The sequence below is a fragment of the Sphingosinicella humi genome (assembly GCF_003129465.1).
In the GTDB taxonomy this organism is placed as follows: Bacteria; Pseudomonadota; Alphaproteobacteria; order Sphingomonadales; family Sphingomonadaceae; genus Allosphingosinicella; species Allosphingosinicella humi.
Genome location: NZ_QFFF01000001.1, coordinates 1175305 through 1195905, shown reverse-complemented (window position 1 = coordinate 1195905; position 20601 = coordinate 1175305). Strand labels below are relative to the sequence as shown.

The 20601-nt window shown below is 67.2% G+C and carries 25 protein-coding genes; 9 read left to right on the top strand and 16 right to left on the bottom strand.

The features are described 5' to 3' along the window. The first annotated feature begins 23 nt into the window (after positions 1–23). The 5 genes from DF286_RS05825 (at position 24) to DF286_RS05805 (ending at position 4151) form a co-directional block, all read left to right on the top strand. Positions 24–413, top strand: coding sequence for an endonuclease domain-containing protein (locus tag DF286_RS05825; protein ID WP_243444735.1), 390 nt, complete (start codon positions 24–26; stop codon positions 411–413). Then, a complete protein-coding gene (gene lpdA / locus DF286_RS05820; RefSeq protein WP_109270575.1) occupies positions 406–1800 on the top strand; it encodes a dihydrolipoyl dehydrogenase in 1395 nt (464 codons plus the stop codon). Before DF286_RS05825 ends, lpdA begins: the two co-directional genes overlap by 8 nt. A 13-nt stretch (positions 1801–1813) precedes the next feature. Further along, complete coding sequence (locus DF286_RS05815; RefSeq protein WP_109270574.1) at positions 1814–2074, top strand: hypothetical protein; 261 nt, start codon at positions 1814–1816, stop codon at positions 2072–2074. A 92-nt stretch (positions 2075–2166) separates the two neighbouring features. Further along, positions 2167–2778, top strand: coding sequence for a DUF4142 domain-containing protein (locus tag DF286_RS05810; protein WP_109270573.1), 612 nt, complete (start codon positions 2167–2169; stop codon positions 2776–2778). A 104-nt stretch (positions 2779–2882) separates the two neighbouring features. Continuing rightward, on the top strand, positions 2883–4151 hold the full coding sequence (locus DF286_RS05805) for a Xaa-Pro dipeptidase (protein ID WP_109270572.1): 1269 nt from the start codon (positions 2883–2885) through the stop codon (positions 4149–4151). Here DF286_RS05805 and egtD read toward each other — a convergent pair. From egtD to gluQRS, 5 genes are read right to left on the bottom strand one after another with little or no spacing between them, the layout of a single operon-like run. Then, the gene (gene egtD, locus DF286_RS05800; RefSeq protein WP_243444734.1) at positions 4148–5092 is read right to left on the bottom strand and encodes an L-histidine N(alpha)-methyltransferase; all 945 of its coding nucleotides are present in this window, start codon (positions 5090–5092) and stop codon (positions 4148–4150) included. The two genes, DF286_RS05805 and egtD, sit on opposite strands and share 4 nt — an antisense overlap. Next, positions 5092–6339, bottom strand: coding sequence for an ergothioneine biosynthesis protein EgtB (gene egtB / locus DF286_RS05795; protein ID WP_109270570.1), 1248 nt, complete (start codon positions 6337–6339; stop codon positions 5092–5094). Before egtB ends, egtD begins: the two co-directional genes overlap by 1 nt. Before the next feature lie 56 nt (positions 6340–6395). Next, on the bottom strand, positions 6396–6971 hold the full coding sequence (locus DF286_RS05790; RefSeq protein WP_109270569.1) for a cob(I)yrinic acid a,c-diamide adenosyltransferase: 576 nt from the start codon (positions 6969–6971) through the stop codon (positions 6396–6398). Between the two features lie 4 nt (positions 6972–6975). Then, positions 6976–7182, bottom strand: a complete 207-nt coding sequence (locus DF286_RS05785) for a twin transmembrane helix small protein (protein ID WP_109270568.1) — start codon at positions 7180–7182, stop codon at positions 6976–6978. 9 nt (positions 7183–7191) lie between these two features. Beyond that, positions 7192–8061, bottom strand: coding sequence for a tRNA glutamyl-Q(34) synthetase GluQRS (gene gluQRS / locus DF286_RS05780; RefSeq protein WP_109270567.1), 870 nt, complete (start codon positions 8059–8061; stop codon positions 7192–7194). A 186-nt stretch (positions 8062–8247) separates the two neighbouring features. Here gluQRS and DF286_RS05775 point away from each other — a divergent pair, with 186 nt between their 5' ends. Continuing rightward, on the top strand, positions 8248–8814 hold the full coding sequence (locus tag DF286_RS05775; protein WP_109270566.1) for an HNH endonuclease: 567 nt from the start codon (positions 8248–8250) through the stop codon (positions 8812–8814). A 28-nt stretch (positions 8815–8842) separates the two neighbouring features. Here DF286_RS05775 and DF286_RS05770 read toward each other — a convergent pair whose 3' ends face one another. Genes DF286_RS05770 through argH form a run of 5 tightly spaced genes read right to left on the bottom strand, consistent with a single transcriptional unit; the run spans position 8843 to position 12547 of the window. Beyond that, positions 8843–9136: an HNH endonuclease gene (locus DF286_RS05770; protein WP_109270565.1), complete on the bottom strand. Its 294-nt coding sequence runs from the start codon at positions 9134–9136 to the stop codon at positions 8843–8845. After that, on the bottom strand, positions 9103–10059 hold the full coding sequence (locus tag DF286_RS05765) for a zinc transporter ZntB (protein ID WP_109270564.1): 957 nt from the start codon (positions 10057–10059) through the stop codon (positions 9103–9105). The genes DF286_RS05770 and DF286_RS05765 overlap by 34 nt, the downstream gene beginning before the upstream one ends. After that, positions 10056–10916 carry a UTP--glucose-1-phosphate uridylyltransferase GalU gene (galU, locus tag DF286_RS05760; protein ID WP_109270563.1) on the bottom strand — a complete coding sequence of 287 codons (861 nt, stop codon included), beginning with the start codon at positions 10914–10916 and terminating at the stop codon, positions 10056–10058. The genes DF286_RS05765 and galU overlap by 4 nt, the downstream gene beginning before the upstream one ends. Before the next feature lie 21 nt (positions 10917–10937). Beyond that, positions 10938–11174 (bottom strand): hypothetical protein, encoded by a 237-nt coding sequence (locus tag DF286_RS05755; RefSeq protein WP_109270562.1) that lies wholly within the window; start codon positions 11172–11174, stop codon positions 10938–10940. Continuing rightward, a complete protein-coding gene (argH, locus tag DF286_RS05750) occupies positions 11171–12547 on the bottom strand; it encodes an argininosuccinate lyase (RefSeq protein WP_109270561.1) in 1377 nt (458 codons plus the stop codon). The genes DF286_RS05755 and argH overlap by 4 nt, the downstream gene beginning before the upstream one ends. 16 nt (positions 12548–12563) lie before the next feature. Here argH and DF286_RS05745 point away from each other — a divergent pair, with 16 nt between their 5' ends. Together DF286_RS05745 and DF286_RS05740 are read left to right on the top strand one after the other, a co-directional pair. After that, positions 12564–13142, top strand: coding sequence for a TlpA family protein disulfide reductase (locus DF286_RS05745; protein WP_243444733.1), 579 nt, complete (start codon positions 12564–12566; stop codon positions 13140–13142). Then, on the top strand, positions 13142–13570 hold the full coding sequence (locus DF286_RS05740) for a VOC family protein (RefSeq protein ID WP_109270559.1): 429 nt from the start codon (positions 13142–13144) through the stop codon (positions 13568–13570). The genes DF286_RS05745 and DF286_RS05740 overlap by 1 nt, the downstream gene beginning before the upstream one ends. Here DF286_RS05740 and DF286_RS05735 read toward each other — a convergent pair. The 3 genes from DF286_RS05735 to DF286_RS05725 all read right to left on the bottom strand — a co-directional run bounded on the left by DF286_RS05735 (position 13554) and on the right by DF286_RS05725 (position 16058). Then, the gene (locus DF286_RS05735; protein ID WP_109270558.1) at positions 13554–14480 is read right to left on the bottom strand and encodes a DMT family transporter; all 927 of its coding nucleotides are present in this window, start codon (positions 14478–14480) and stop codon (positions 13554–13556) included. The two genes, DF286_RS05740 and DF286_RS05735, sit on opposite strands and share 17 nt — an antisense overlap. An 82-nt stretch (positions 14481–14562) precedes the next feature. Continuing rightward, entirely contained in the window at positions 14563–15390 is an 828-nt protein-coding gene (gene dapD, locus DF286_RS05730; RefSeq protein WP_109270557.1) for a 2,3,4,5-tetrahydropyridine-2,6-dicarboxylate N-succinyltransferase, read from the bottom strand. Continuing rightward, on the bottom strand, positions 15387–16058 hold the full coding sequence (locus DF286_RS05725) for a pyrimidine 5'-nucleotidase (RefSeq protein ID WP_109270556.1): 672 nt from the start codon (positions 16056–16058) through the stop codon (positions 15387–15389). The genes dapD and DF286_RS05725 overlap by 4 nt, the downstream gene beginning before the upstream one ends. 109 nt (positions 16059–16167) lie before the next feature. Between DF286_RS05725 and DF286_RS05720 the strand changes: the two genes are divergently transcribed. Further along, positions 16168–18444, top strand: coding sequence for a S8 family peptidase (locus DF286_RS05720; protein WP_109270555.1), 2277 nt, complete (start codon positions 16168–16170; stop codon positions 18442–18444). On the opposite strand, the gene DF286_RS05715 is transcribed toward DF286_RS05720, so the two are convergent. The 3 genes from DF286_RS05715 to DF286_RS05705 form a co-directional block, all read right to left on the bottom strand. After that, a complete protein-coding gene (locus DF286_RS05715; protein WP_109270554.1) occupies positions 18445–18804 on the bottom strand; it encodes a HesB/IscA family protein in 360 nt (119 codons plus the stop codon). Between the two features lie 115 nt (positions 18805–18919). Beyond that, positions 18920–19375 carry an SUF system Fe-S cluster assembly protein gene (locus tag DF286_RS05710; RefSeq protein WP_109270553.1) on the bottom strand — a complete coding sequence of 152 codons (456 nt, stop codon included), beginning with the start codon at positions 19373–19375 and terminating at the stop codon, positions 18920–18922. Further along, positions 19372–20568, bottom strand: coding sequence for a cysteine desulfurase (locus DF286_RS05705; RefSeq protein WP_109270552.1), 1197 nt, complete (start codon positions 20566–20568; stop codon positions 19372–19374). Before DF286_RS05705 ends, DF286_RS05710 begins: the two co-directional genes overlap by 4 nt. Positions 20569–20601 lie beyond the last annotated feature (33 nt).

The following is a 20601-nucleotide window of genomic DNA, read 5'->3' as shown; positions in this document are numbered from 1 at the left end:
GCGCGCTTGGCAGAGCCAAGCATATGCGGAGCCACCCCACAGATGCCGAACACAGGCTGTGGCAAATCCTTCGGGCCAAGCGGCTCGCCGGTTGGAAATTCCGGCGTCAGCCGCCGATCGGTCCCTACACGCCGGACTTCGTCTGCCACGCGGCCAAGTTGATCGTCGAAGCCGATGGAGGGCAGCATAGCGAGGAGAAGGACGGGCGCCGCGACGCCTGGCTGAAGTCTGAAGGCTTTCGCATCCTAAGGTTCTGGAACAACGACATTTTCAACAATGAAGAGGGTGTACTGACGGCGATCCTGTCTGCGCTCGAAGCGTCCGACGCGGCATCGAGCCGCGACGGCCGCACCCCTCTCCCCAACCCCTCTCCCACAAGGGGAGAGGGGCCAGATGGAGCATCTCATGCCTGACACTTACGACCTTATCGTTCTCGGCTCCGGGCCCGGGGGTTATGTGGCGGCGATCCGCGCCTCCCAGCTCGGCATGAAAGTCGCCATCGTCGAGCGCGAGAAGCTGGGCGGTATCTGCCTCAATTGGGGGTGCATTCCGACCAAGGCGCTGCTGCGCACGTCCGAGATCAACCATTATCTGACTCATGCGTCGGCCTACGGTCTCAGCGCGGAGAAGACCGGGTTCGATCTCGCGAAGATCGTCGATCGCAGCCGCAAGGTCGCCGGGCAGCTCAACATGGGCGTCAAGGGGCTCATGAAGAAGAACAAGATCGCTGTCGTCGACGGCGACGGCAAGATCACGGGCAAAGGCAAGCTGAGCGTCGTCAAGGACGGCAAGACCACGGAGGTGGCCGCCAAGCATATCATCATCGCGACCGGCGCGCGGGCGCGGGACCTGCCGTTTGCCAAGGCGGATGGGGACAAGATCTGGACCTATCGGCATGCGATGGTGCCGAAGGAGATGCCGACCAAGCTGCTCGTCATCGGCTCGGGCGCGATCGGGGTCGAGTTCGCCAGCTTCTATTCGGACATGGGCGCGGAGGTGACCATCGTCGAGATGCTCGACCGCATCCTGCCGGTGGAGGACGAGGAAGTCTCGGCCTTTATGCTCAAGGCGCTTACCAAGCAGGGCATGAAGATCCATGTCGGCGCGGGAGTGGAGAAACTGGAGGCCTCAAAGGCCGGCGTGAAGGCGTCGATCAAGGGCCAGGACGGCAAAGTCGTGCAAGACGACTTTTCCCACGCCATCGTCGCCATCGGCATCGTGCCCAACAGCGAGAATATCGGCCTCGAGGCGCTGGGCGTGAAGACGGAGCGCGGCCATATCGTCGTCGACGGCTATGCCCGCACCAATGTCGAAGGCCTCTACGCCATTGGCGACGTCACCGGCCCGCCCTGGCTGGCCCACAAGGCGAGCCATGAGGGCGTCGTCTGCGTCGAAGCCATAGCAGGCAACAAGCCGCACCCGTTCGAGACCGGGAACATCCCGGGCTGCACCTATTCCCGCCCACAGGTCGCCTCCGTCGGCCTGACCGAGGCGAAGGCGAAGGAAGCGGGGCACAAGGTGAAGGTGGGCAAGTTCCCCTTTATCGGCAATGGCAAGGCGATCGCGCTCGGCGAAGCGGAGGGCTTCATCAAGACCGTATTCGACGAGACCAGCGGCGAGCTGCTCGGCGCCCACATGGTTGGCGCGGAAGTGACCGAGCTCATCCAGGGCTACGCCATCGCGCGCCAGCTCGAGACGACCGAGGAAGACCTGATGCACACCGTCTTCCCCCACCCGACCTTGAGCGAGATGATGCACGAGAGCGTGCTCGACGCTTACGGCCGCGCGCTGCACTACTGACGGCGCAGAGGCGGTGGAGTTCGACGACCAGCTGCGCCGCTATTTCGGGACCGCGGACCTTTCCTCGGTCCCGCCCCCGGCGCTCGCGGCGGGGATCGAACGGATGCAGGTCGATCTGGGACTGGAGAAGGACCGCGGCCGCCGCTTTGCCCTATGGGCCCTGTTGCACATGTTCGGCGCCGCGCCGGACCTGGACGTGGCCTTTGAGGAGGAGGCGGACCGGGGGGCGGCGCGCAGCTTCATGGAACTGGCGGAAAAGCCACCGGAAAGCTGAACGGGCCATTTTCGGCCTCGATTTCACCCAGTCCCGCCGGAACGGCCGGTAATGCTCTCTCGTTGTCGCGTACCCATGATGGGAGAGGAAGCATGACAATCCGGATCCTGATGGCCTCCGCGGCCGTGTTGACGCTCGGAGCTTGCGACGGTGGCGGCGGGGCCAACGAAAATATTGCGACGGATACCATTGCCATCGACGACGGCAACAACATGGCGATGAACGACATGGCCATGAACGACATGGCGCCGGCCGCCGGCGTGCCCGCCTCGGGCCAGGACTATGCGGCCATGGCGGCGGCGAGCGATCTCTACGAGATCGAAGGCGCGCGGCTGGCGATGGAGAAATCGGAAAATGCCGACATCGACGCGCTCGCCGAGATGATCGTCACCGACCATGAGAAATCGACGACCGACCTCAAGACCGCGCTTGGGCAGGCGCAGCCGCCGATCACGGTCACGCCCGAGATGAACGCGGAGCAGCAGGCCAATATGGAGGCGCTGAGGGCGGCGGACGCGGCGATGTTCGACCGCACCTATCTCCAGCAGCAGGTGATGGCGCACCAGAGGGCGCTCGACATGGCGCGAGGCTATGCCCAGAGCGGCGAGGTGCCCGCGCTTCAGCAGCATGCGACGAGCGTGGTCGGGCCGATCCAGCGGCATCTGGATCGGGCGCGTCAACTGCTGGAGCAGGCGCCGCAGTAAAGCTCGTTGGCCCCGTCGCCGGGCGGAAATTGGAATCTCTCTTCCCTCGGCGGGCGGAAGGTGAAAAGAGACTCCAGCTTTCGCTGGGATGACGGGGGAAAACCATGTTTCGATATGTTGCCGCGGCGGCGCTCGCCACGCTTCCAGTTGCCGCCGAGGCCGAGACCGTGCTTGTCACCGCCGATCGGATGATCGACGTGCTGGCCGGCCGCGTCGTCGAGCAGCCGGTGATCACCATCGTCGATGGGCGGATCACGCGGGTCGACACCGGCGCGGCGGCGGCGACTCCGGAAGGGGCGAGGCGGATCGATCTGGCGGGCAAGACGATCCTGCCGGGCCTCATCGACATGCACGTCCACCTCGACAGCAACCCCGAATATGGCGGCTATTCCAGCCTGCAGTTCACGGACCTGTTCTGGCCCGTCCAAGGCGTCGGCAATGCGCGCGACATGCTGCAGGCCGGCTTCACGACGATCCGGAATGTCGGCGCGGACGGCTATTCCGACGTCGCCTACAAGCAGGCGATCGAGGAGGGGCTGATGGAGGGGCCGCGGATCGTGCCGGCGGGACATGCGCTGTCGGCAACCGGCGGGCACTGCGACCAGACCTATTTGCCGCCCTCCTTCGAGGCGGTCGGCAAGGCCGTGGGCGACGGGCCGCAGGAACTGCGGAAGCGAGTGCGGGAGCAGCGCAAATATGGCGCCGAGGTGATCAAGGTCTGCGCCACCGGCGGCGTCTTCTCGCGCAATACCGAACCAGGCCAGCAGCAGCTCTCCGAGGAGGAGCTTCGGGCGATCGCCGACGAGGCGCATCAATGGGGCCTGAAGGTCGCCGCCCACGCCCATGGCGCGGCCGGCATCAAGGCGGCGATCCGGGCCGGAATCGACACGATCGAGCATGCCTCGCTGATCGACGCCGAGGGCATCCGCCTGGCGAAGGAGCATGGCGCCTGGCTGGCGATGGACATCTTCAACACCGAATATACCCAGGCCGAGGGCGCCCGGAATGGCGTCATGGAGGATAATCTCCGCAAGGACCGCGAGATCGCCCAGATCCAGCGCGACAATTTCCGCAAGGCGCACGCGGCGGGGGCGAAGATCGTCTTTGCGACCGACGCCGGCGTGATGCCGCACGGCACCGCCGCAGGGCAGTTCCGGGTGATGACCGAATATGGAATGACCCCGATGGAGGCGATCCAGGCGGCGACCACCAGCGCAGCGCAGGCGCTGGGGCGGACCGGCGACGTCGGCGCCATCGCCGTCGGCCGCTATGGCGACATCATCGCCGTCGACGGCGATCCGCTGGCCAATATCCGCGAGCTCGAGGATGTCGACGTGGTGATCAAGGGCGGCGAGGTCGTGAAAAACGACTAAGGCGCGAACCTCGGCGCTTCGGCGACGGCCAGGATAAGGGCGAACTGGTCGGCTTCGTCGGTCCATTCCTCCACCACGCCCCAGCCGGCGGCGCGTAGGAGGAGGCGGGAGTCGCGCAGGCCGTATTTGTGGCTGTTCTCGGTGTGGATGGTGTCGCCGGCCCTGAAGGCGAAGGGCTGGCCGTCGACCGTGAACTCCACGTCGCGTACCGCCTCCAGATGCATTTCGATGCGGGCGGCCCGGTCGTTCCAGATTGCGCGGTGGCGAAAGGCGTCGACGGGGACGGTGCCGTTCAGCTCCGCGTTGATGCGGTGGAGGAGGTTCAGATTGAACTCGGCCGTGACGCCCGCCGCATCGTCATAGGCGCGGATGAGGACGTCGACGTCCTTCAGGCGATCCATGCCGATGAGGAGATAGGCGCCCGCGCCGAGCGTCTCCTTCATCACCCGCAGCAGGTCCACGGCGGTGCGGGGCACCATGTTGCCGATCGTCGAGCCGGGGAAGAAGCCAAGCTTGTCCATCCCGGCGATCTCGGCGGGAAGCGCGATCGGTTTCATGAAGTCGCCTTCCACAGGATAGATGGGAAGGGCCGGGAAACGCTGCTGCAGCGCGGCGGCGGAATCGCGGAGGAAGGCTCCCGATATGTCGATGGGAACATAGGCGGCAGGGTCGACCGCCTCCAGCAGGATCGGCGTCTTGGTCGAGGAGCCGGAGCCGAACTCGACCACCGCATCGCCCTGGCCCGCGATTCGAGCGACTTGGCGGCAATGACGCTCGATCAGAGACCGTTCGATGCGGGTGGGGTAATATTCGGGAAGCTTGGTGATCCTCTCGAACAGCTCGGACCCGCGCCGGTCGTAGAGCCAGCGGGCGGGGATCGCCGGGATGGCTGCGGCGAGGCCGGCGAGGACGTCGGCGCGGAAGGCGGGATCGGCGCTCATCAAAGATCCTTCGCCAGGCGCAGTCCCGTGAACTGCCATCGCTGATGGGGGTAGAAGAAGTTGCGGTAGCTGGCGCGGCTGTGGCCGCGCGGCGTCGCGCAGCTGGCGCCCTTCAGCACCATCTGCCCGCTCATGAACTTGCCATTATATTCGCCGACCGTGCCCTCGGCGGGGCGAAAGCCGGGATAGGGAAGAAAGGCGCTCATTGTCCATTGCCAGACGTCGCCGAACAGGCCTGACCCGCCGAGCGGGCGCACCGGCGCCGCCGCGTCGAGCTGACTGCCGGCAGCAGGATCCGCCTCGCTCGCCGCCGCCTCCCACTCCGCCTCCGTCGGCAGGCGCGCGCCGGCCCAGCGGGCAAAGGCGTCGGCCTCATAATAGCTGATGTGGCAGACCGGCTCGGCAGGATTGACGCCCCGAAGCCCATCGAGGCCAAAGCGCATCCACCCTTCGTCGGTGAGACGCCAGTAGAGCGGCGCCTCGACCCGATTGTCCTGCACCCACGCCCAGCCGTCGGAAAGCCAGTGCGCGGGCTTGGTATAGCCGCCCGCCTCGATGAATTGGAGCCACTCGCCATTGGTCACCAGCCGATCGGCCAGCGCGTGGGGATAGAGCAACAGCTCATGCCGGGGCGTTTCGCAATCGAAGGCGAAGCCGTCGCCGCCATGGCCGATTGGCACGGCGCCGCTTCGTCCTTCGATCCAGCGGACCGGCCCCGGGAGCGGCGCGGGTGACGAGGGCTTCCTTTCCCACGCCGCCGGGAGCAGCGGATTTTCAGCGAGGGCGGCGAGCATGTCGGTGAGCATCAGCTCCTGGTGCTGCTGCTCATGGTTGAGGCCGAGCTCGACGAGCTCGAGCGCGCGGGGCGAAAGCGCCGGCAGCGCCGCGTCCAGGGTCGCGTCGACATGATCGCGCCAGCCGAGCAGTTCGCCCAGCGACGGGCGGCTCAGCATGCCGCGCCGGGGCCGGGCGTGGCGCGCGCCTTCCCCCTCATAATAGCTGTTGAAAAGGAAGGGCCAGCGCTCGTTGTAGAGGCGGTAGCCGGCAATGTGGTCGCGCAGCACGAAGGTTTCGAAAAACCAGGTCGTGTGCGCCAGATGCCATTTGGCGGGCGAAGCATCCGGGTGCGGTTGAAGGGTGGCGTCGGCGTCGGAAAGGGGCGCGGCGATGGCGCGGCTCAGCGCCCGCGCGGCTTGGAAACGGGCTGCGAGGCCGGCTCGCTGACGCAGCCGTGTCTGTGTCGCCATCCTGTCCTCCGCGATCTCATTTACAGGAACTGCCCGCGCCGCGAAACGCACAGAGGCTATAATTGCCGAGTGGCTCCGGGTTTCCACAGGACGTCGCCACCCTCCGCCTTCGCGACCAGCCGGGCCAGCACGAACAGATGGTCCGAGAGGCGGTTGATATAGGCGAGCGCCAGAGGATTGAGCGGCACGGCAGCCGCCGCCGCGACCGCCGCTCTCTCGGCACGGCGGACGACGCCGCGGGCGAGATGGAGATGCGCCGCGCCCGCGCCGCCGCCGGGCAGGATGAAGCTGCGGAGCGGTTCCAGCTCGCCATTCATCGCGTCGATCTCGCGCTCCAGCCGGTCGATCTGGTCCTGGACGATGCGGAGCGTCATCTCGGTAGGGGCGAAATCCTTGCCCGGGGTGGCAAGATCGGCACCGAGATCGAACAGCTCGTTCTGGATGTTCGACAGCATCGCGCGATGACGTTCATCGGCCAGGTGCAGCAGGGCCACGCCGATCACGCAATTGGCCTCGTCGACCTCGCCGATCGCACCCATGCGCGGATCGGCCTTGGACACGCGCGAGCCGTCGACAAGACCCGCCTCGCCGGCATCGCCGGTGCGGGTGTAGATCTTGTTGAGCTTGACCAGCGCGCTATTTCCCGCCGGTGCCGGCGAAGACCAGCAGCAGGATGACGAGGATGATCGCCAGGGCCTGGAACATGACGCGCTTGCGCATCAGCTCCTGGCTGCGCTGACCGGTGATGTCCCTGCCCTGGGCCATGCCGATGACGCCCTTGACGAGCACGAACAGGGTCGCGCCGGCCGCGAGCACGATGAGGATGATGAGAAGGGTCTGCATGGGGCCTCTCTACGCTTCGGCGGCGGAATATCCAGCCGGCAATGTGCCGGCGCGCAGATTGGCGACCAGCTCGGCCGGGTCGGCCCCCGATGCGCGAAGGTCCGCCAAGGTGCGTGCGCCGTGCCTTTTTGCCAGGCGCTGACCTGACGCGTCCGTCAGCAGGGGATGGTGGCGATAGCGCGGCGTAGGCAGCTCCAGCAGCGCCTGCAGCAGGCGATGGATGTCGGTGGCGGCGAAGAGGTCGCGGCCGCGTACCACGTCGGTGACGCCCTGGTCGGCATCATCCACCGTGACGGCGAGATGATAGCTGGTCGGCGCGTCCTTGCGGGCGAGGACGACGTCGCCGAACCGCTCCGGCTCTGCCTGCACTTCGGTATGATCATCCTCCCAGTAGAGCGAACCGGCCATCGCCGCGGCCCGGGCCACGTCGAGCCGCCAGGCGTGAGGCTCCGCCTCCAGACGCCGCGCAGCCTGATCGGGCGCCAGGGTTCGGCAGGTGCCGGGATAGAGGGGGCCGTCGGGGCCGTGCGGCGCTTCGGCGCTTGCGGCAATCTCCTGGGCGATGTCGGACCGGGTGCAGAAGCAGGGATAGGCAAGCCCCCGATCCTTCAGCCGGCTGAGCGCGTCCCGATAGAGGGGGAAGCGCTCGGACTGATAGACGATCTCGCCGTCGGGCTCGAGGCCGAGCCAGATTAGGTCCTCGATGATGCCGTCGACGAATTCGGGTCGCTTGCGCCCCAGATCGATGTCCTCGATCCGGAGCAGGAAGGTTCCGTCGTGCTGCCGGGCATAATCATGGGCGAGCAGCGCCGAAAAGGCATGGCCGAGGTGCAGGCGCCCGGTAGGCGAGGGAGCGAACCGAGTGACGATATTTTTCATGAAATCGGCTCTTGACCGCGAGTCTCGACTGATGTTGTCATGACGCCGTCACGCAACGCAGCCAAGAGCGTGACCGAACCAGGAGAAGAAGGCTCCGCGAGCCCCACTCTCCGGCGTTGAGTGCGACAGGGTCGGGGCGGCGGTTTCGGGGAATTCTTCCCACGAAACGGGAGCCTGCGCCGGTCCATGTATCACCCCGATCTCCTTCGGCATCCGGACAGTTGCCCCGCGCTGGTGCTGAACGCGGACTATACCCCGCTCAGCTACTACCCTTTGAGCCTGTGGCCCTGGCAGACCGCCGTCAAGGCGGTCTTTTTGGAACGGGTCGACATCGTCGCCAGCTATGCGCGCGAGGTGCACAGCCCGACCCGGACGATGCAGATCCCGAGCGTTATAGCGCTCCGCCAATATGTGAAGCCGTCCGAGCATCCGGCCTTCACCCGTTTCAACCTGTTCCTGCGCGACCGCTTCGTCTGCCAATATTGCGGGGATCCGAGGGAGCTCACCTTCGACCATGTCATCCCGCGCGCCCAGGGCGGGCGGACGACCTGGGAGAATGTCGTCGCCGCCTGCGCGCCCTGCAATCTCAGGAAGGGCGGGCGCACGCCGGCCGAGGCGCATATGAACCTCAACCGCCGCCCGATCCGGCCGACCAGCTGGCAGCTCCAGGATCATGGCCGCAGCTTCCCGCCCAACTATCTGCACGATAGCTGGCGGGACTATCTCTATTGGGACATCGAGCTGGAGGCGTGATCCGCCCCTGCGGAATCTCGCAGCGTAATTAACGGCGCCTCCGCGTCGGTGCGTGGAAGTCGGGCGGCTTGTTCCGCACCCATTCCAGGAACTTTGCGATGTCCGGATGCGCCTTGAGTGCAGCGGGCGTGGCGTAGTCCCGCTCCAGATCCTTGTTGTCGATGACGGCGTGGATCGTGCGGTGGCAGATCGGGTGGATGGGCACCGTCTCGCGGCCGCCGCGGCTCTTGGGGACGGGATGATGCCACTCGACCCGCCGGCCGAGCGGGCGCCCGCACAGGAAGCAGTCTAGCGCCTCAGCCAGTGCAACCTCGCGAACCAGCCGGCGATGGCGAGCGCCACGGCGATGCAGAAGCCCGTGACGCCCCAGAAAGCCCAGGGCTCGTCGGCATAGGGTATTCCGCGGACGTTCATGCCGAGGAGGCCGGTGATGAATGTCAGAGGCAGGAAGATGAGCGCGACGATCGAGATGAGGAGCGCGCGGCCGTCAATCTGTTCGGCGCGCATGTCGATCAGGTGCTCGTGCAGCAAGGCGGCACGCTCCCGCACCGCCTCCAACTCCTCGGCCATGCGCGCGAAGCGATCGGCGGCCTCGCGGATGTGGAGCCGGTCCTCATCGGCGAGCCAGTCCACCTCCAGGCCCGAGAGGATCGATAGCGCGTCGCGATCCGGCGCGACGAAGCGCCGGAAGGCAATCGCCTCGGAGCGGATGGCGGCAATGACCCGTCGCAGCCGATAGATGTTGTGCGGCTCCAGTTCGGTTTCGCAGTCGTCGAGCCTGTCGCCGAGATCCGCGACCTGCGGGTCGAGCTCCTTCGAGATGGCGTTGGCGAAGGCGGCGATAAGATCGCCCGGATCGATGATCTTTCCCTCCTCCGCCAGCTGCAGCACCGGGCCCATGGCAGCGAGCGGACGGCGGGTTACCGAATTGACGCGGCCGGAGCGCAGCCAGAATCGCATCGACACCAGCCGGTCCGCGACCTCGCCCTTCCGGGCGGCGTCGCCGCGCAAATTGACGATGGCGCCATCGTCGATCCGGTCGCAGCGGGGGCGCGTCTCGCTGGCGACAAGGGCGTTGCCTGCGATGAGCGGCATGTCGTCATAGGCGCGGAGCGCTTCCAGGTCACTCGGCGCCATGCCGTCGACATGAACCCAGACGAAGCCGGGCCCGTGATAGTCGACCGCCTCGCCCGGGCCGATAGGCCTCAGTGGACCGTCGCCAACGAGACGGCCGACGCAGGTCATTTCAGATCGGCGACGAACGCGCGCACGGCCGGACCGACATCATCGCGCTCCAGGGCGAGGGCGATGTTGGCGGTGATGAAGCCGGCCTTGTCGCCGCAATCGTAGCGGACGGCGTCGACGGTGAGGCCGTGGAAGGGCTGCTCTCCGATCAAGGCCGCCATGGCGTCGGTCAGCTGGATTTCGCCGCCCGCGCCCTTCTCCTGCGTATCGAGGATGCGCATCACCTCGGGCTGCAGGATGTAGCGGCCGACGACGCCGAGGGTCGAGGGCGCTTCCTCGGGCCGGGGCTTCTCGACCAGGCCTTTTACCTCGGTCAACGCCCCGTCCACCGCGCCGGGCGTGATGATGCCGTAGCTGGACGTCTTCTCGCGGGGCACGTCCATCGCGCAGATGATGTTGCCGCCGACATTTTCGTAAGCCGCGACCATCTGCGCGAGGCAGCCGGGCTTTCCCCACATCAGGTCGTCGGGGAGAAGGACGGCAAAAGGCTCGTCGCCGACGATGTCCCGCGCGCACCACACGGCGTGGCCGAGCCCGAGTGGCTCCTGCTGGCGGACCGAGGCGACGGCGCCGGCGGGGAGCCGCGTCGGCTCCAGCGGCGCCAGCGATTTGCCGCGCTCGCGCATCGTCGTCTCGAGCTCGTAGGCAATGTCGAAATAGTCCTCGAGCGCACCTTTGCCCCGCCCGGTGACGAAGATCATCTGCTCGATCCCCGCCTCGCGCGCCTCGTCGACCGCATATTGGATGAGCGGCTTGTCGACGACCGGCAGCATTTCCTTGGCGAATGCCTTGGTGGCGGGGAGGAAGCGGGTGCCGAGGCCCGCGACGGGGAAAACTGCCTTGCGGACGGGTTTCATTCTGTCTCCCGATGAAGGAATTTATTGCGGCGGCAGGTCGAAGCGATCGTCCTCGCGCTCCTCGGAGCGCCGCAGGAGTTCGTCCACCCGCTCGGGTCGCGCAATGGGTGGCGGCGTCAATAGTTCCTCGGTGGTCGGCGGCGCCGATGCCTGGGCGGGGGGCGGTGGCATGCTCTCGCCGGGGGCCGGGCGGAGCGGCTGGCGATCGCCGCAGGCGGCGAGCAGGAGCAGACCCGCGCTCAGGATCAAAAGCCTCATTCGTCCATCTCCAGCGCCGCCTTCGCCTCCCTGATCCGCTCGCGCACCGCTTGTGGAGCGGTGCCGCCATGGCTCGTCCGGCTTTTAACAGAAGCGTCGAGCGAGAGGACATCGAAAACCGACGCGTCGATGCGGGGATCGATGGCCTGCAGGGCCTCAAGGGGCAGTTCCCAGAGCGCCACCGCCTGTTCGTCGGCGAGGCGGACCACGCGGCCGGTGACGTGGTGCGCCTCGCGGAAGGGGATGCCGGCGACGCGCACCAGCCAGTCGGCGAGATCGGTGGCCGTCGAATGGCCGGTCTCGGCGGCGGCGCGCATGCGATCGGCATTGAAGGTCGTCGTCTCGACCATGCCGGCCATCGCCGCGATGGAGAGGGCGAGGAGGTCGTGCGCCTCGAAGACGGGCGGCTTGTCGTCCTGCATGTCTTTCGAATAGGCGAGCGGCAGGCCCTTCATCGTCATGACGAGTGACGTCATGGCGCCGGCGATTCGTCCCGAATGGCCGCGCACCAGCTCGGCCGCGTCGGGATTGCGCTTCTGGGGCATGATCGAGGAGCCGGTGGAGTAGGCGTCGGGCAGGGTAATGAAACCGTAGGGCTGGCTCGCCCAGATGACGAATTCCTCGGCCATGCGCGAAAGGTGCAGCGCGCACTGGGTGGCGGCCATCAGATAATCGAGCGCGAAGTCGCGGTCGGAGACGCTGTCGAGGGAGTTGGCGGTGGGACGGTCGAAGCCCAGCGCCGCAGCGGTCGCGTGCCGGTCGATCGGAAAGCTCGTCCCGGCGAGCGCGGCCGCGCCGAGCGGACATTGGTTGAGCCGCGCCCGCGCGTCGGCGAAACGCGACCGGTCGCGGCGCAGCATCTCGTACCAGGCCATGAGATGGTGGCCGAGCGTCACCGGCTGGGCGACCTGAAGATGGGTGAAGCCGGGCATCACCGTTTCCGCCTGCTCCTCGGCGCGGCGGACCAGCGCGCGCTGCAGCGCGGCAAGACCGGCATCGACTTCGTCCAGCGCGTCACGGACCCAGAGCCGGAAGTCCGTCGCCACCTGGTCGTTGCGAGAGCGGGCGGTGTGAAGCCGCCCCGCCGCCGGGCCGATAAGCTCGGCGAGGCGATGCTCGACATGCATGTGGATGTCTTCGAGGGCGGCATCCTCCGGCACGCCCTTGGCCTCATATTCGGCGGCGATACGATCGAGGCCGTCGCTGATGGCGGCCGCGTCCTCCTTGGAGACGATGCCTTGCGCCCCCAGCATCGCGACATGCGCCTTGGACGCGCGGAGGTCCTGGCGCCATAGGCGCTTGTCGAAGCCGATCGAGGCATTTATCTCCCGCATCAATGCGGAGGGGCCTTCGGCGAAACGGCCGCCCCACATGCTGTTGGAGTTTCCCGTGCGGCTGATAGCTCTTCTCCCCGGCCTCATGCTCGGCCTCGTTCTGGTCGGCTGCGATAGGCAAAAGGCGGATGCCCCGCAAGGCGGCGGCGCGCCCAGCGAATGGGCCGGCCCGCGCACGGCCGCGAGCCAGCCTACCGGGCGTCTCGATCGCTCCCACGCCGGCACGCCCGCGCCGGGCGCTGCCTTCCAAGATCCGGAAGGGGAACCGGCGACGCTCGCCGACTTCCGCGGCAAGCCGCTGCTGGTCAATCTCTGGGCGACATGGTGCGCGCCCTGCATCCAGGAGATGCCGACCCTCGACGCCCTCGCCGCTCAAGACGAGACCCTCAAGGTCCTCACCGTCAGTCAGGATCTGGACGGCCGCGACAAGGTGGAAGCCTTTTTCGAGCAGGGCCGGTTCTCGAAGATCGAATCCTATCTCGATCCGGAGATGGCGCTGATGATGGAGCTGAAGGTCGACACCCTACCGACCACCATCCTCTACGACGCCGAGGGCAAGGAAGTCTGGCGGATGACCGGGCTCGCCGACTGGACCGGCGAGCGCACCGCGGGGCTGCTCAAGGAAGCCGGCTGATGGAGCGGCGGCTCAGCCTCGTCACCCTGGGCGTGGCCGATCTCGCGCGGTCGATCGCCTTCTACGAGGCCTTGGGTTGGAAACGCTCCGTGACGGCGGCCGAGGGCGTGGCCTTCTTCCAGCTGGGGCCGATCGCCCTCTCGCTCTTTCCCGATCCCGACCTGGCCGAGGACGCCGGCCTTGCTGTCCGCGCCTCGGCCGATTTTCGGGGCATCAGCCTCGCCCATAATGTTCGGGAGCGGGGCGAGGTCGATGCCGTCGTCGCGCTCATGGAGAGAGCGGGCGGGACGGTGTTGAAGCGGCCGGAGGAGAAAGCCTGGGGCGGCTATGGCGCCTATGCCGCCGATCCGGACGGCCATGCCTGGGAAATCGCCTGGAATCCCGGCTTTCCGATCGCCGAGGACGGCGCACTCACTCTGCCGGACTGAGCTGCCTCGGCCGCAACAGGCGCCCATCGATGGCCGCGAGGCCTAAGCCGATCAGCGCCATGCCGGCGAAGTGGCGCGGCTCCAGCATCTCACCGAGGAACAGCGCACCCAGGAGAATGGCGCTGATCGGAATGAGGAAGGTGACGAGCAGCGCATTGGTCGCGCCGGCCGAGGCGATCAGGCGGAAGTAGAGGATGTAGGCGAAGCTGGTGCAGAAGAGGGCGAGCGCGACCATCGCGGCCCAGGCTTCAGCGGGCGGAGCGGCGGTCTGCGAGAGCGGCTCGAACAGCAGCACCAGCGGCAGCATGATGAGGGCCGCGGCCGTGAACTGCCCGGTCGATACCGCCGCCGGCGGAATTCCCATGGTGCTGAAACGACGGCCGTAGACGCCGGCCAGCGCATAGCAGAGGGTGGCAGCGAGGCAGGCGAGCTGCGCCCAGACGCGCGTGCCGATCTCGCCGAGCAGGTCGACTCCGATCAGCACCGACACGCCGCCGAAGCCCAGCAGCACGCCAACCACCTTGGCCGGGGTCATCCTTTCGTCCCGGGTCCAAAGATGGGCGACGATGACCCCCCAGACCGGCGTCATCGCGTTGAGGATCGAGCCGAGTCCGGCGGTGATCGTCTTCTGCGCCCAGGCAAAGAGGATGAAGGGCAAGACATTGTTGAGCAGGGCGATGACCAGAAAGGCCAAAAGCGCGCCTGGCGGCAGCGGCAGCTTCTGCCCCCGTGCGAGCAGATACAGCCACAAGGCGGCAGCCGCGATCGCGACCCGAATCAGCACGAAGGTGAGCGGCGGCACCGTCTCCACCGCAATCTCGATGAACAGGAACGACGCGCCCCAGAGGAAGGAGAGGAACAGCAGGATCGTCCAGTCCTGCCCGCTCATCGATCTGGGAAGCGTGCTCATGACGCCGACATAGGGCCTTCCCGCCCGAATGCGTCACGAAAGCTGCGGTGAAAGCGATAAGGCAGGCTTATGGTTCTGCCAGTCAGTCCCTCAGCAGCTCATTGATGCTGGTTTTCGAGCGCGTCTTGGCATCCACCCGCTTGACGATGACGGCGCAGGCGAGGCTTGGACCCTTGCCGTCCTTCGGCGGCAGGGCGCCGGGAACGACGACCGAATAAGCCGGGACGCGCCCCATAAAGATCTCCCCGCTCTCGCGGTCGACGATCTTGGTGGAGGCGCCAAGGAAAACGCCCATGGAGAGGACCGCGCCCTCTTCGACAATCACGCCTTCTGCAACCTCGGAGCGGGCGCCGATGAAACAATTGTCCTCGATGACGACGGGGCCGGCCTGGAGCGGCTCGAGCACACCGCCGATGCCGGCGCCGCCGGAGATATGGACGTTGGCGCCGATCTGGGCGCAGCTGCCGACCGTCGCCCAGGTGTCGACCATCGTCCCTTCGCCGACATAGGCGCCGATATTGACGAAGCTCGGCATCAGCACCGCGCCCTTGCCGATGAAGGCGCCGCGGCGGACGATGGCGCCGGGGACCGCGCGAAAACCGGCCGCGGTGAAGTCGGCCGCGTCCCAGCCGCTGAACTTGGAGGGCACCTTGTCCCACCAATGAGCGGCGCCCGGCGCGCCGGAAATGGGCTCCATCGGATTGAGACGGAAGGAAAGCAGCACCGCTTTCTTCAGCCACTGATTGACGCGCCAGCCGTCCGCACCCTTCTCGGCGACCCGCGCCGCGCCCGAGTCCAGCGCCGCCAGCGCCGCGTCCACCGCCTGGCGCACCGGGCCTTTGGTCTCGGTGCCAATGGAGTCGCGGTCTTCCCAGGCCTGTTCGATCGTGGCCTGCAGCGCTTCGGTCATGCGTCTTTCCCCAAAATTTCTGTAAGCCAGCTGCCGATATCCCCGATCCGGTAGTCGATAAAGGAGGGATCGGCGCCGTGGCCGCCGCGCTCCGAGCCATTGTCCACCCAGACCGTCGTCATCCCGAGCGCCTTGGCAGGCTCAAGGTTACGCGCCATGTCCTCGACGAACAGGGCCCTGCTCGGATCGATGCCGTGGCGGGCGCACATCGCCGCATAGGCATTGGGATTGGGCTTGGGCACATAATCCATTGCGTGGATGTCGTGCAGGCCATCGAACGCATTGGCGAGCCCGAGCTTATCTAGCACGCGGCTGGCATAAGCCTCGTCGCCATTGGTGAAGACGAACTTGCGCCCGGGCAGGCGATCGAGCGCGGCGACCAGGGCCGGATCGGCGGAGATGCGAGCCAGGTCGATGTCGTGGACATAGGCGAGGAAGTCGTGCGGGTCGACGCCGTGCGCCGCCATCAGGCCGGCGAGGGTGGTGCCATGTTCGTGGAAATAGCTTTTCTGCACCCGCCGCGCCTCGACCGGATCGCAGGCCAGCAGGCGCTGGATATACTCGCCCATGCGGATATCGATCAGCTCGAACAGATTTGCCGAGGCCGGGTAGAGGCTGTTATCGAGATCGAAGATCCAGCAGTGGACATGGCGGAGCGCGGCAAGCATGCGCGCTCCCTTAGGCCGAAGGGATCCCTTCAGCAAAATGAAAGGATTGCATGGCTAGGACGATTAAGCAAATTCCTTAATCAATGTAATGCCTTGCGGGGGATCCGAGATGGGCGGGCAGACGTATCGCAAAGCTATCATCTTGTCGGTGTGCGTCGCCGCCTTGGCGCTCGGCGGTTGCGGCGGCGGAGGCGGTGGTCCCCGCCCTGCCCCGGCGCCGGCCGCGCCTCCGCCGCCGCCACCGCCGCCGCCACCGCCGCCACCTCCGCCGCCGCCCATCGATTACGACGATGCCGAATATCGGCGGTCGAATGCGGCCGTGGCTGCGCGCGCCCTCACCGCCTATGAGGACGGGGCGACCGGGCAGGGCGTGAAGATCGCCGTCATCGACAGCGGCATCAATCCGACCCTGGCCGAGTTCTCAGGGCGGATCGATCCCGCCAGCCAGGATGTCGCCGCCAATCGCGGCGTCACGGACACCGAGGGCCATGGCACGTCCGTGGCCGGCGTGGCCGCGGCCGGGCGGAACGGGCGCGAGATGCTGGGCGTCGCCTTCCAGTCGACGATTCTCTCGTTCAACTCGTCGAATCCGGCGGATTGCAGCGAGGAGGACGGCTGCGTCCATTATGACGCCGATATCGCCGAGGGTGTCGACCTCGCCCGGACCAACGGCGCCAAGGTGATCAACATCTCCCTTGGCGGCTCGGCGCCCAGCAGCGTGCTGGTGAACGCCATCAGCCGGGCCACCCGGGCGGGAATCGTCGTGGTGATGTCGGCGGGCAACGAAAGCGAGGCCAATCCCGGCGAACTCGCCCTTTCGTCGGCGCAGCAGGCGGGGAACGGCGCCTTCATCATTGCCGGCGCGCATGACGCCAACCGCAGCATGGCGGACTTTTCGAACAAGGCGGGAGCCGGCGCCGCTTATTATCTGACGGCGCTCGGTGACCGCGTGCTTTCGTTCGATCACACCGGCGAAGCTTTCCTCTTCTCGGGCACCTCCTATTCGGCGCCGGTCATCAGCGGCGCCGCCGCCCTGCTGGCGAGTGCCTTCCCCAATCTTACCGGCGCGCAGATCGTCGACCTGCTGCTATCGACCGCGGACGATGCGGGCGCGGGCGGCCGCGACGCCGAGTTCGGTAACGGCATCCTCAACATCGCGCGGGCCTTCGAACCCCAGGGCCAGACCAGTCTTGCCGGCAGCGCCGAGCCGGTGTCGCTCAGCGACAACGGCCAGACGTCCGGCGCGATGGGCGATGCGACCGGGCAGATGACCGGCGCGATCATCCTAGACGGCTATTCGCGCGCCTATGCCATGGATCTCGCCCAGACCCTCGCGCGAGCGCCCCAGGACAGGCCGCTGGCCCAGGCCCTTCATGGCCATGCTCGCTCGGCCGTCGCGGCCAAGGGCGCCACGGCGGTGACGGTCACCGTCAACCGCGAGATGCAGGGGCAGCAGCCCTGGGTGGGCCTGGCGCAGATGGGCCTCACCCGCGACGACGCCCGGCAGGCCAAGGTGATCGCCGGTTCGGCGCTGACGCGCCTGACTCCGGAGACGGCGGTGGCCTTCGGGATTTCGGAGAGCGGCCGGACATTGCAGCAGCGCTTGTCCGGTCATCAGGACAATGCGTTCCTGGTCGCCCGGGATCCGCTGGCGCGTAGCGGCTTCTTCGCCGATGCCGGCACGAGCCTTGCCGTCCGCCAGGATGTCGGCCCGGTGGCGCTCACGGTCACTCACGAGACGGGCGAGGTGTGGCAGGCGAATTCTCTCCGCGATGTCGATCAGCCCGGCTACAGCATCGCCGCGGTGACGGCGGACCGGACGATCGGCCCCGCCACCCTCTCGCTCGGGGCATCGCGGCTCAAGGAGGAGGCGACGGTGCTCGGCGGCCGCTTCAGCTCGGCTTTCATGAGCGGCGGCGCCACCAGCTATTTCCTCGACGGCACCGCCTCGTTCGACCTCGGTCGGGGCTGGGGCGCCTTCGCGAGCTATCGCCGCGGCTGGACGGGCCTTCCCGGCACTGGGGCGCTGGTCGACGGCGGGCGGCTCTCCAGCGACGCCTGGGCCCTCGACCTGTCGAAGCGCGGCGCCTTCTTCGGCGGCGACAAGGTGGCGGTGCGGGTGATGCAGCCGCTGCGCGTCCGCTCGGGCGGCTTCGACCTGACTCTCCCCGTCAGCTACGATTATGCGACCGGCGCGGTGGGCTATGACCAGCGCTTCTTCAATCTCGCCCCCACGGGCCGCGAGGTCGATTTCGAGGCGGCCTACAGCGTCGGCGTGCTAGACGGCGAGCTCGGCCTCAACGCCTTCTACCGGACCGAGCCCGGCCATATCGAGGCGGCGACGGACGATCTCGGCGCGGCCATCCGCTACACGCTCGGCTTCTGATCAGACGGTGAAGCTCTCGCCGCAGCCGCACATGCCCTTGGCGTTGGGGTTCTCGAAGACGAATCCGGCGGTGAAATCGTCCTCCTTCCAGTCCATGCGGCTGCCGATCAGGTAAAGGACCGAGGCGCTGTCGATGTAGAACATGCCGCCGGGCGTCTCGATCGCCTCGTCGAATGGCTTGGCCTCGTGGACATAGTCGACCGAGTAAGCCAGGCCCGAGCAGCCGCGCCGCGGCGTCGACAGCTTGACGCCGATCGTGCCCTCGGGCGCCTTGCCCATCAGATCGGCGATCCGCGCCTCCGCGGCAGGCGTCAAGGTCAGCGCGGCGGGGCGGGCGCGGGTCTTGGTTTCGGCGTTCATGCCAGCTCCCTCACTCGTTCGTCCGGAGCGTAGTCGAGGGGCGTGTGTGATGAGTCCGTGCCGGCGCCCCTCGACTTCGCTCGGGACGAACGGAGGTGGTTACAGCCCGTCATCGTCACAACATCCCCAGTTCAAGCTTGGCTTCATCCGACATCTTCTGCGGGTCCCACGGCGGGTCCCAGACCAGCTCCACTTCGGCGTCGCCGATGCCCGGCACCGCGCCGACGCGAAGCTCGACCTCGCCCGGCATCGATTCCGCGACGGGACAATGCGGCGTGGTGAGGGTCATGATCACCTTGGCGTGGTTTTCCGGACTGATCTTCACGTCGTAGATGAGGCCGAGGTCGTAGATGTTGACCGGGATCTCCGGGTCGTAAATCTCCTTCAGCGCGTCGATCACGGCTTCGTAGAGGTCGCCGCCCGGCTCGACCGAAGACTCCTCCTCTGGCTCTTGCGACAGGAAGCCGGCGAGATAGTCGCGCTTCCGCTCGAATGTGTCGGAGACGCGCGCCTTGGGCGGCTTCACCGCCGCCTCGACTTCCTCGATCTCGATCTTGCGCTGCTCGTTCATCCGAAAATTCTCGTCACTCGCTCGATGCCGCGGACCAAAGCCTCGACATCCTGTCTGCCGTTATAGACCCCGAAGCTCGCCCGCGCCGTGGCGTCGACGCCGAGATGCGCCATCAGCGGCTGGGCGCAATGATGGCCGGCGCGGATCGCCACATGGCTCTCGTCCAATATGGTGCCGACATCGTGGGGATGAACCCCCTCGACCGCGAAGCTGACGATGCCGGCCGAATCCTCCGGCCCGAACAGGCGGACGCTGTTGAGGGCGGAGAGGGCCTCGCGCGCCTCGCGGACCAGGGCGGTCTCGTGGGCGTCGATCGCCGGAAGGCCGATGGCTTCGACATAATCGATCGCGGCGTGGAGCCCGATCACGCCCACCACATGCGGCGTCCCTGCCTCGAAGCGGGCGGGCGGCGGAGCGTAGGTGGTGCGCTCGAACGTCACCTTGTCGATCATCGCGCCGCCGCCGTGCCAGGGCGGCATCGCTTCGAGGATATCGCTCCGTGCCCAGAGCACGCCGATGCCGGTGGGGCCGTAGAGCTTGTGACCGGAGAAGACGTAGAAATCGCAGCCGATCGCGCCGACGTCGACGGGCATGCGGGGCACCGCCTGGCAGCCGTCCAGGAGCAGCTTCGCGCCGACCTTGTGGGCGAGCGCCGCGGCGCGGCGGGCATCGACGACGGAGCCCAGAACATTGGAGACATGGGCGAGGGCGACGAGCTTGTGCCGCTCGGTCAGCAGGGCGGCCATGGCGTCGAGATCGATGCGGCCGTCCGCCGTGAGCGGGGCGACGTCGATCACGGCGCCGGTGCGCTCGGCGATGAGCTGCCAGGGCACGATGTTGCTATGATGCTCCAGCACCGACAGCATGATGCGATCGCCGGCCTTGAGATTGGCGCCGCCCCAGCTTTGCGCGACCAGGTTGATGCCTTCGGTCGCCCCGCGCACGAAGACGATCTCCTCGGGCGCGGCGGCGCCGATGAAGTCGGCGACACGGCGGCGCGAGGCCTCGAAGGCGATCGTCATCTCGGCCGATCGCTGGTAGACCCCGCGATGCACGGTCGCATAGGTCTCGCCATAGGCGCGGGTGATGGCGTCGATCACCGCCTTGGGCTTCTGCGCGGTGGCGGCGGTGTCGAGATAGGACCAGCCCTCCGGGATGGCCGGAAAGTCGCCGACGCGGTCGAGGGGCTGCATCTCCCCTCCCGCTTGCGGGAGGGGCCGGGGGAG

Excerpts from the sequence above, each read along its gene's own strand:
- DF286_RS05705 (WP_109270552.1), bottom strand. The coding sequence starts at position 20,568 with ATGCAGCCCCTCGACCGCGTCGGCGACTTTCCGGCCATCCCGGAGGGC.
- egtB (WP_109270570.1), bottom strand. The coding sequence starts at position 6,339 with ATGGCGACACAGACACGGCTGCGTCAGCGAGCCGGCCTCGCAGCCCGT.
- DF286_RS05710 (WP_109270553.1), bottom strand. The coding sequence starts at position 19,375 with ATGAACGAGCAGCGCAAGATCGAGATCGAGGAAGTCGAGGCGGCGGTG.
- DF286_RS05715 (WP_109270554.1), bottom strand. The coding sequence starts at position 18,804 with ATGAACGCCGAAACCAAGACCCGCGCCCGCCCCGCCGCGCTGACCTTG.
- egtD (WP_243444734.1), bottom strand. The coding sequence starts at position 5,092 with ATGAGCGCCGATCCCGCCTTCCGCGCCGACGTCCTCGCCGGCCTCGCC.
- DF286_RS05735 (WP_109270558.1), bottom strand. The coding sequence starts at position 14,480 with ATGAGCACGCTTCCCAGATCGATGAGCGGGCAGGACTGGACGATCCTG.
- dapD (WP_109270557.1), bottom strand. The coding sequence starts at position 15,390 with ATGACCGAAGCGCTGCAGGCCACGATCGAACAGGCCTGGGAAGACCGC.
- argH (WP_109270561.1), bottom strand. The coding sequence starts at position 12,547 with ATGTGGGGCGGCCGTTTCGCCGAAGGCCCCTCCGCATTGATGCGGGAG.
- DF286_RS05765 (WP_109270564.1), bottom strand. The coding sequence starts at position 10,059 with ATGACCTGCGTCGGCCGTCTCGTTGGCGACGGTCCACTGAGGCCTATC.
- DF286_RS05825 (WP_243444735.1), top strand. The coding sequence starts at position 24 with ATGCGGAGCCACCCCACAGATGCCGAACACAGGCTGTGGCAAATCCTT.
- DF286_RS05720 (WP_109270555.1), top strand. The coding sequence starts at position 16,168 with ATGGGCGGGCAGACGTATCGCAAAGCTATCATCTTGTCGGTGTGCGTC.
- gluQRS (WP_109270567.1), bottom strand. The coding sequence starts at position 8,061 with ATGAAAAATATCGTCACTCGGTTCGCTCCCTCGCCTACCGGGCGCCTG.
- DF286_RS05740 (WP_109270559.1), top strand. The coding sequence starts at position 13,142 with ATGGAGCGGCGGCTCAGCCTCGTCACCCTGGGCGTGGCCGATCTCGCG.
- DF286_RS05775 (WP_109270566.1), top strand. The coding sequence starts at position 8,248 with ATGTATCACCCCGATCTCCTTCGGCATCCGGACAGTTGCCCCGCGCTG.
- DF286_RS05810 (WP_109270573.1), top strand. The coding sequence starts at position 2,167 with ATGACAATCCGGATCCTGATGGCCTCCGCGGCCGTGTTGACGCTCGGA.
- DF286_RS05725 (WP_109270556.1), bottom strand. The coding sequence starts at position 16,058 with ATGCTTGCCGCGCTCCGCCATGTCCACTGCTGGATCTTCGATCTCGAT.
- lpdA (WP_109270575.1), top strand. The coding sequence starts at position 406 with ATGCCTGACACTTACGACCTTATCGTTCTCGGCTCCGGGCCCGGGGGT.
- DF286_RS05755 (WP_109270562.1), bottom strand. The coding sequence starts at position 11,174 with ATGAGGCTTTTGATCCTGAGCGCGGGTCTGCTCCTGCTCGCCGCCTGC.
- DF286_RS05805 (WP_109270572.1), top strand. The coding sequence starts at position 2,883 with ATGTTTCGATATGTTGCCGCGGCGGCGCTCGCCACGCTTCCAGTTGCC.
- galU (WP_109270563.1), bottom strand. The coding sequence starts at position 10,916 with ATGAAACCCGTCCGCAAGGCAGTTTTCCCCGTCGCGGGCCTCGGCACC.
- DF286_RS05785 (WP_109270568.1), bottom strand. The coding sequence starts at position 7,182 with ATGCAGACCCTTCTCATCATCCTCATCGTGCTCGCGGCCGGCGCGACC.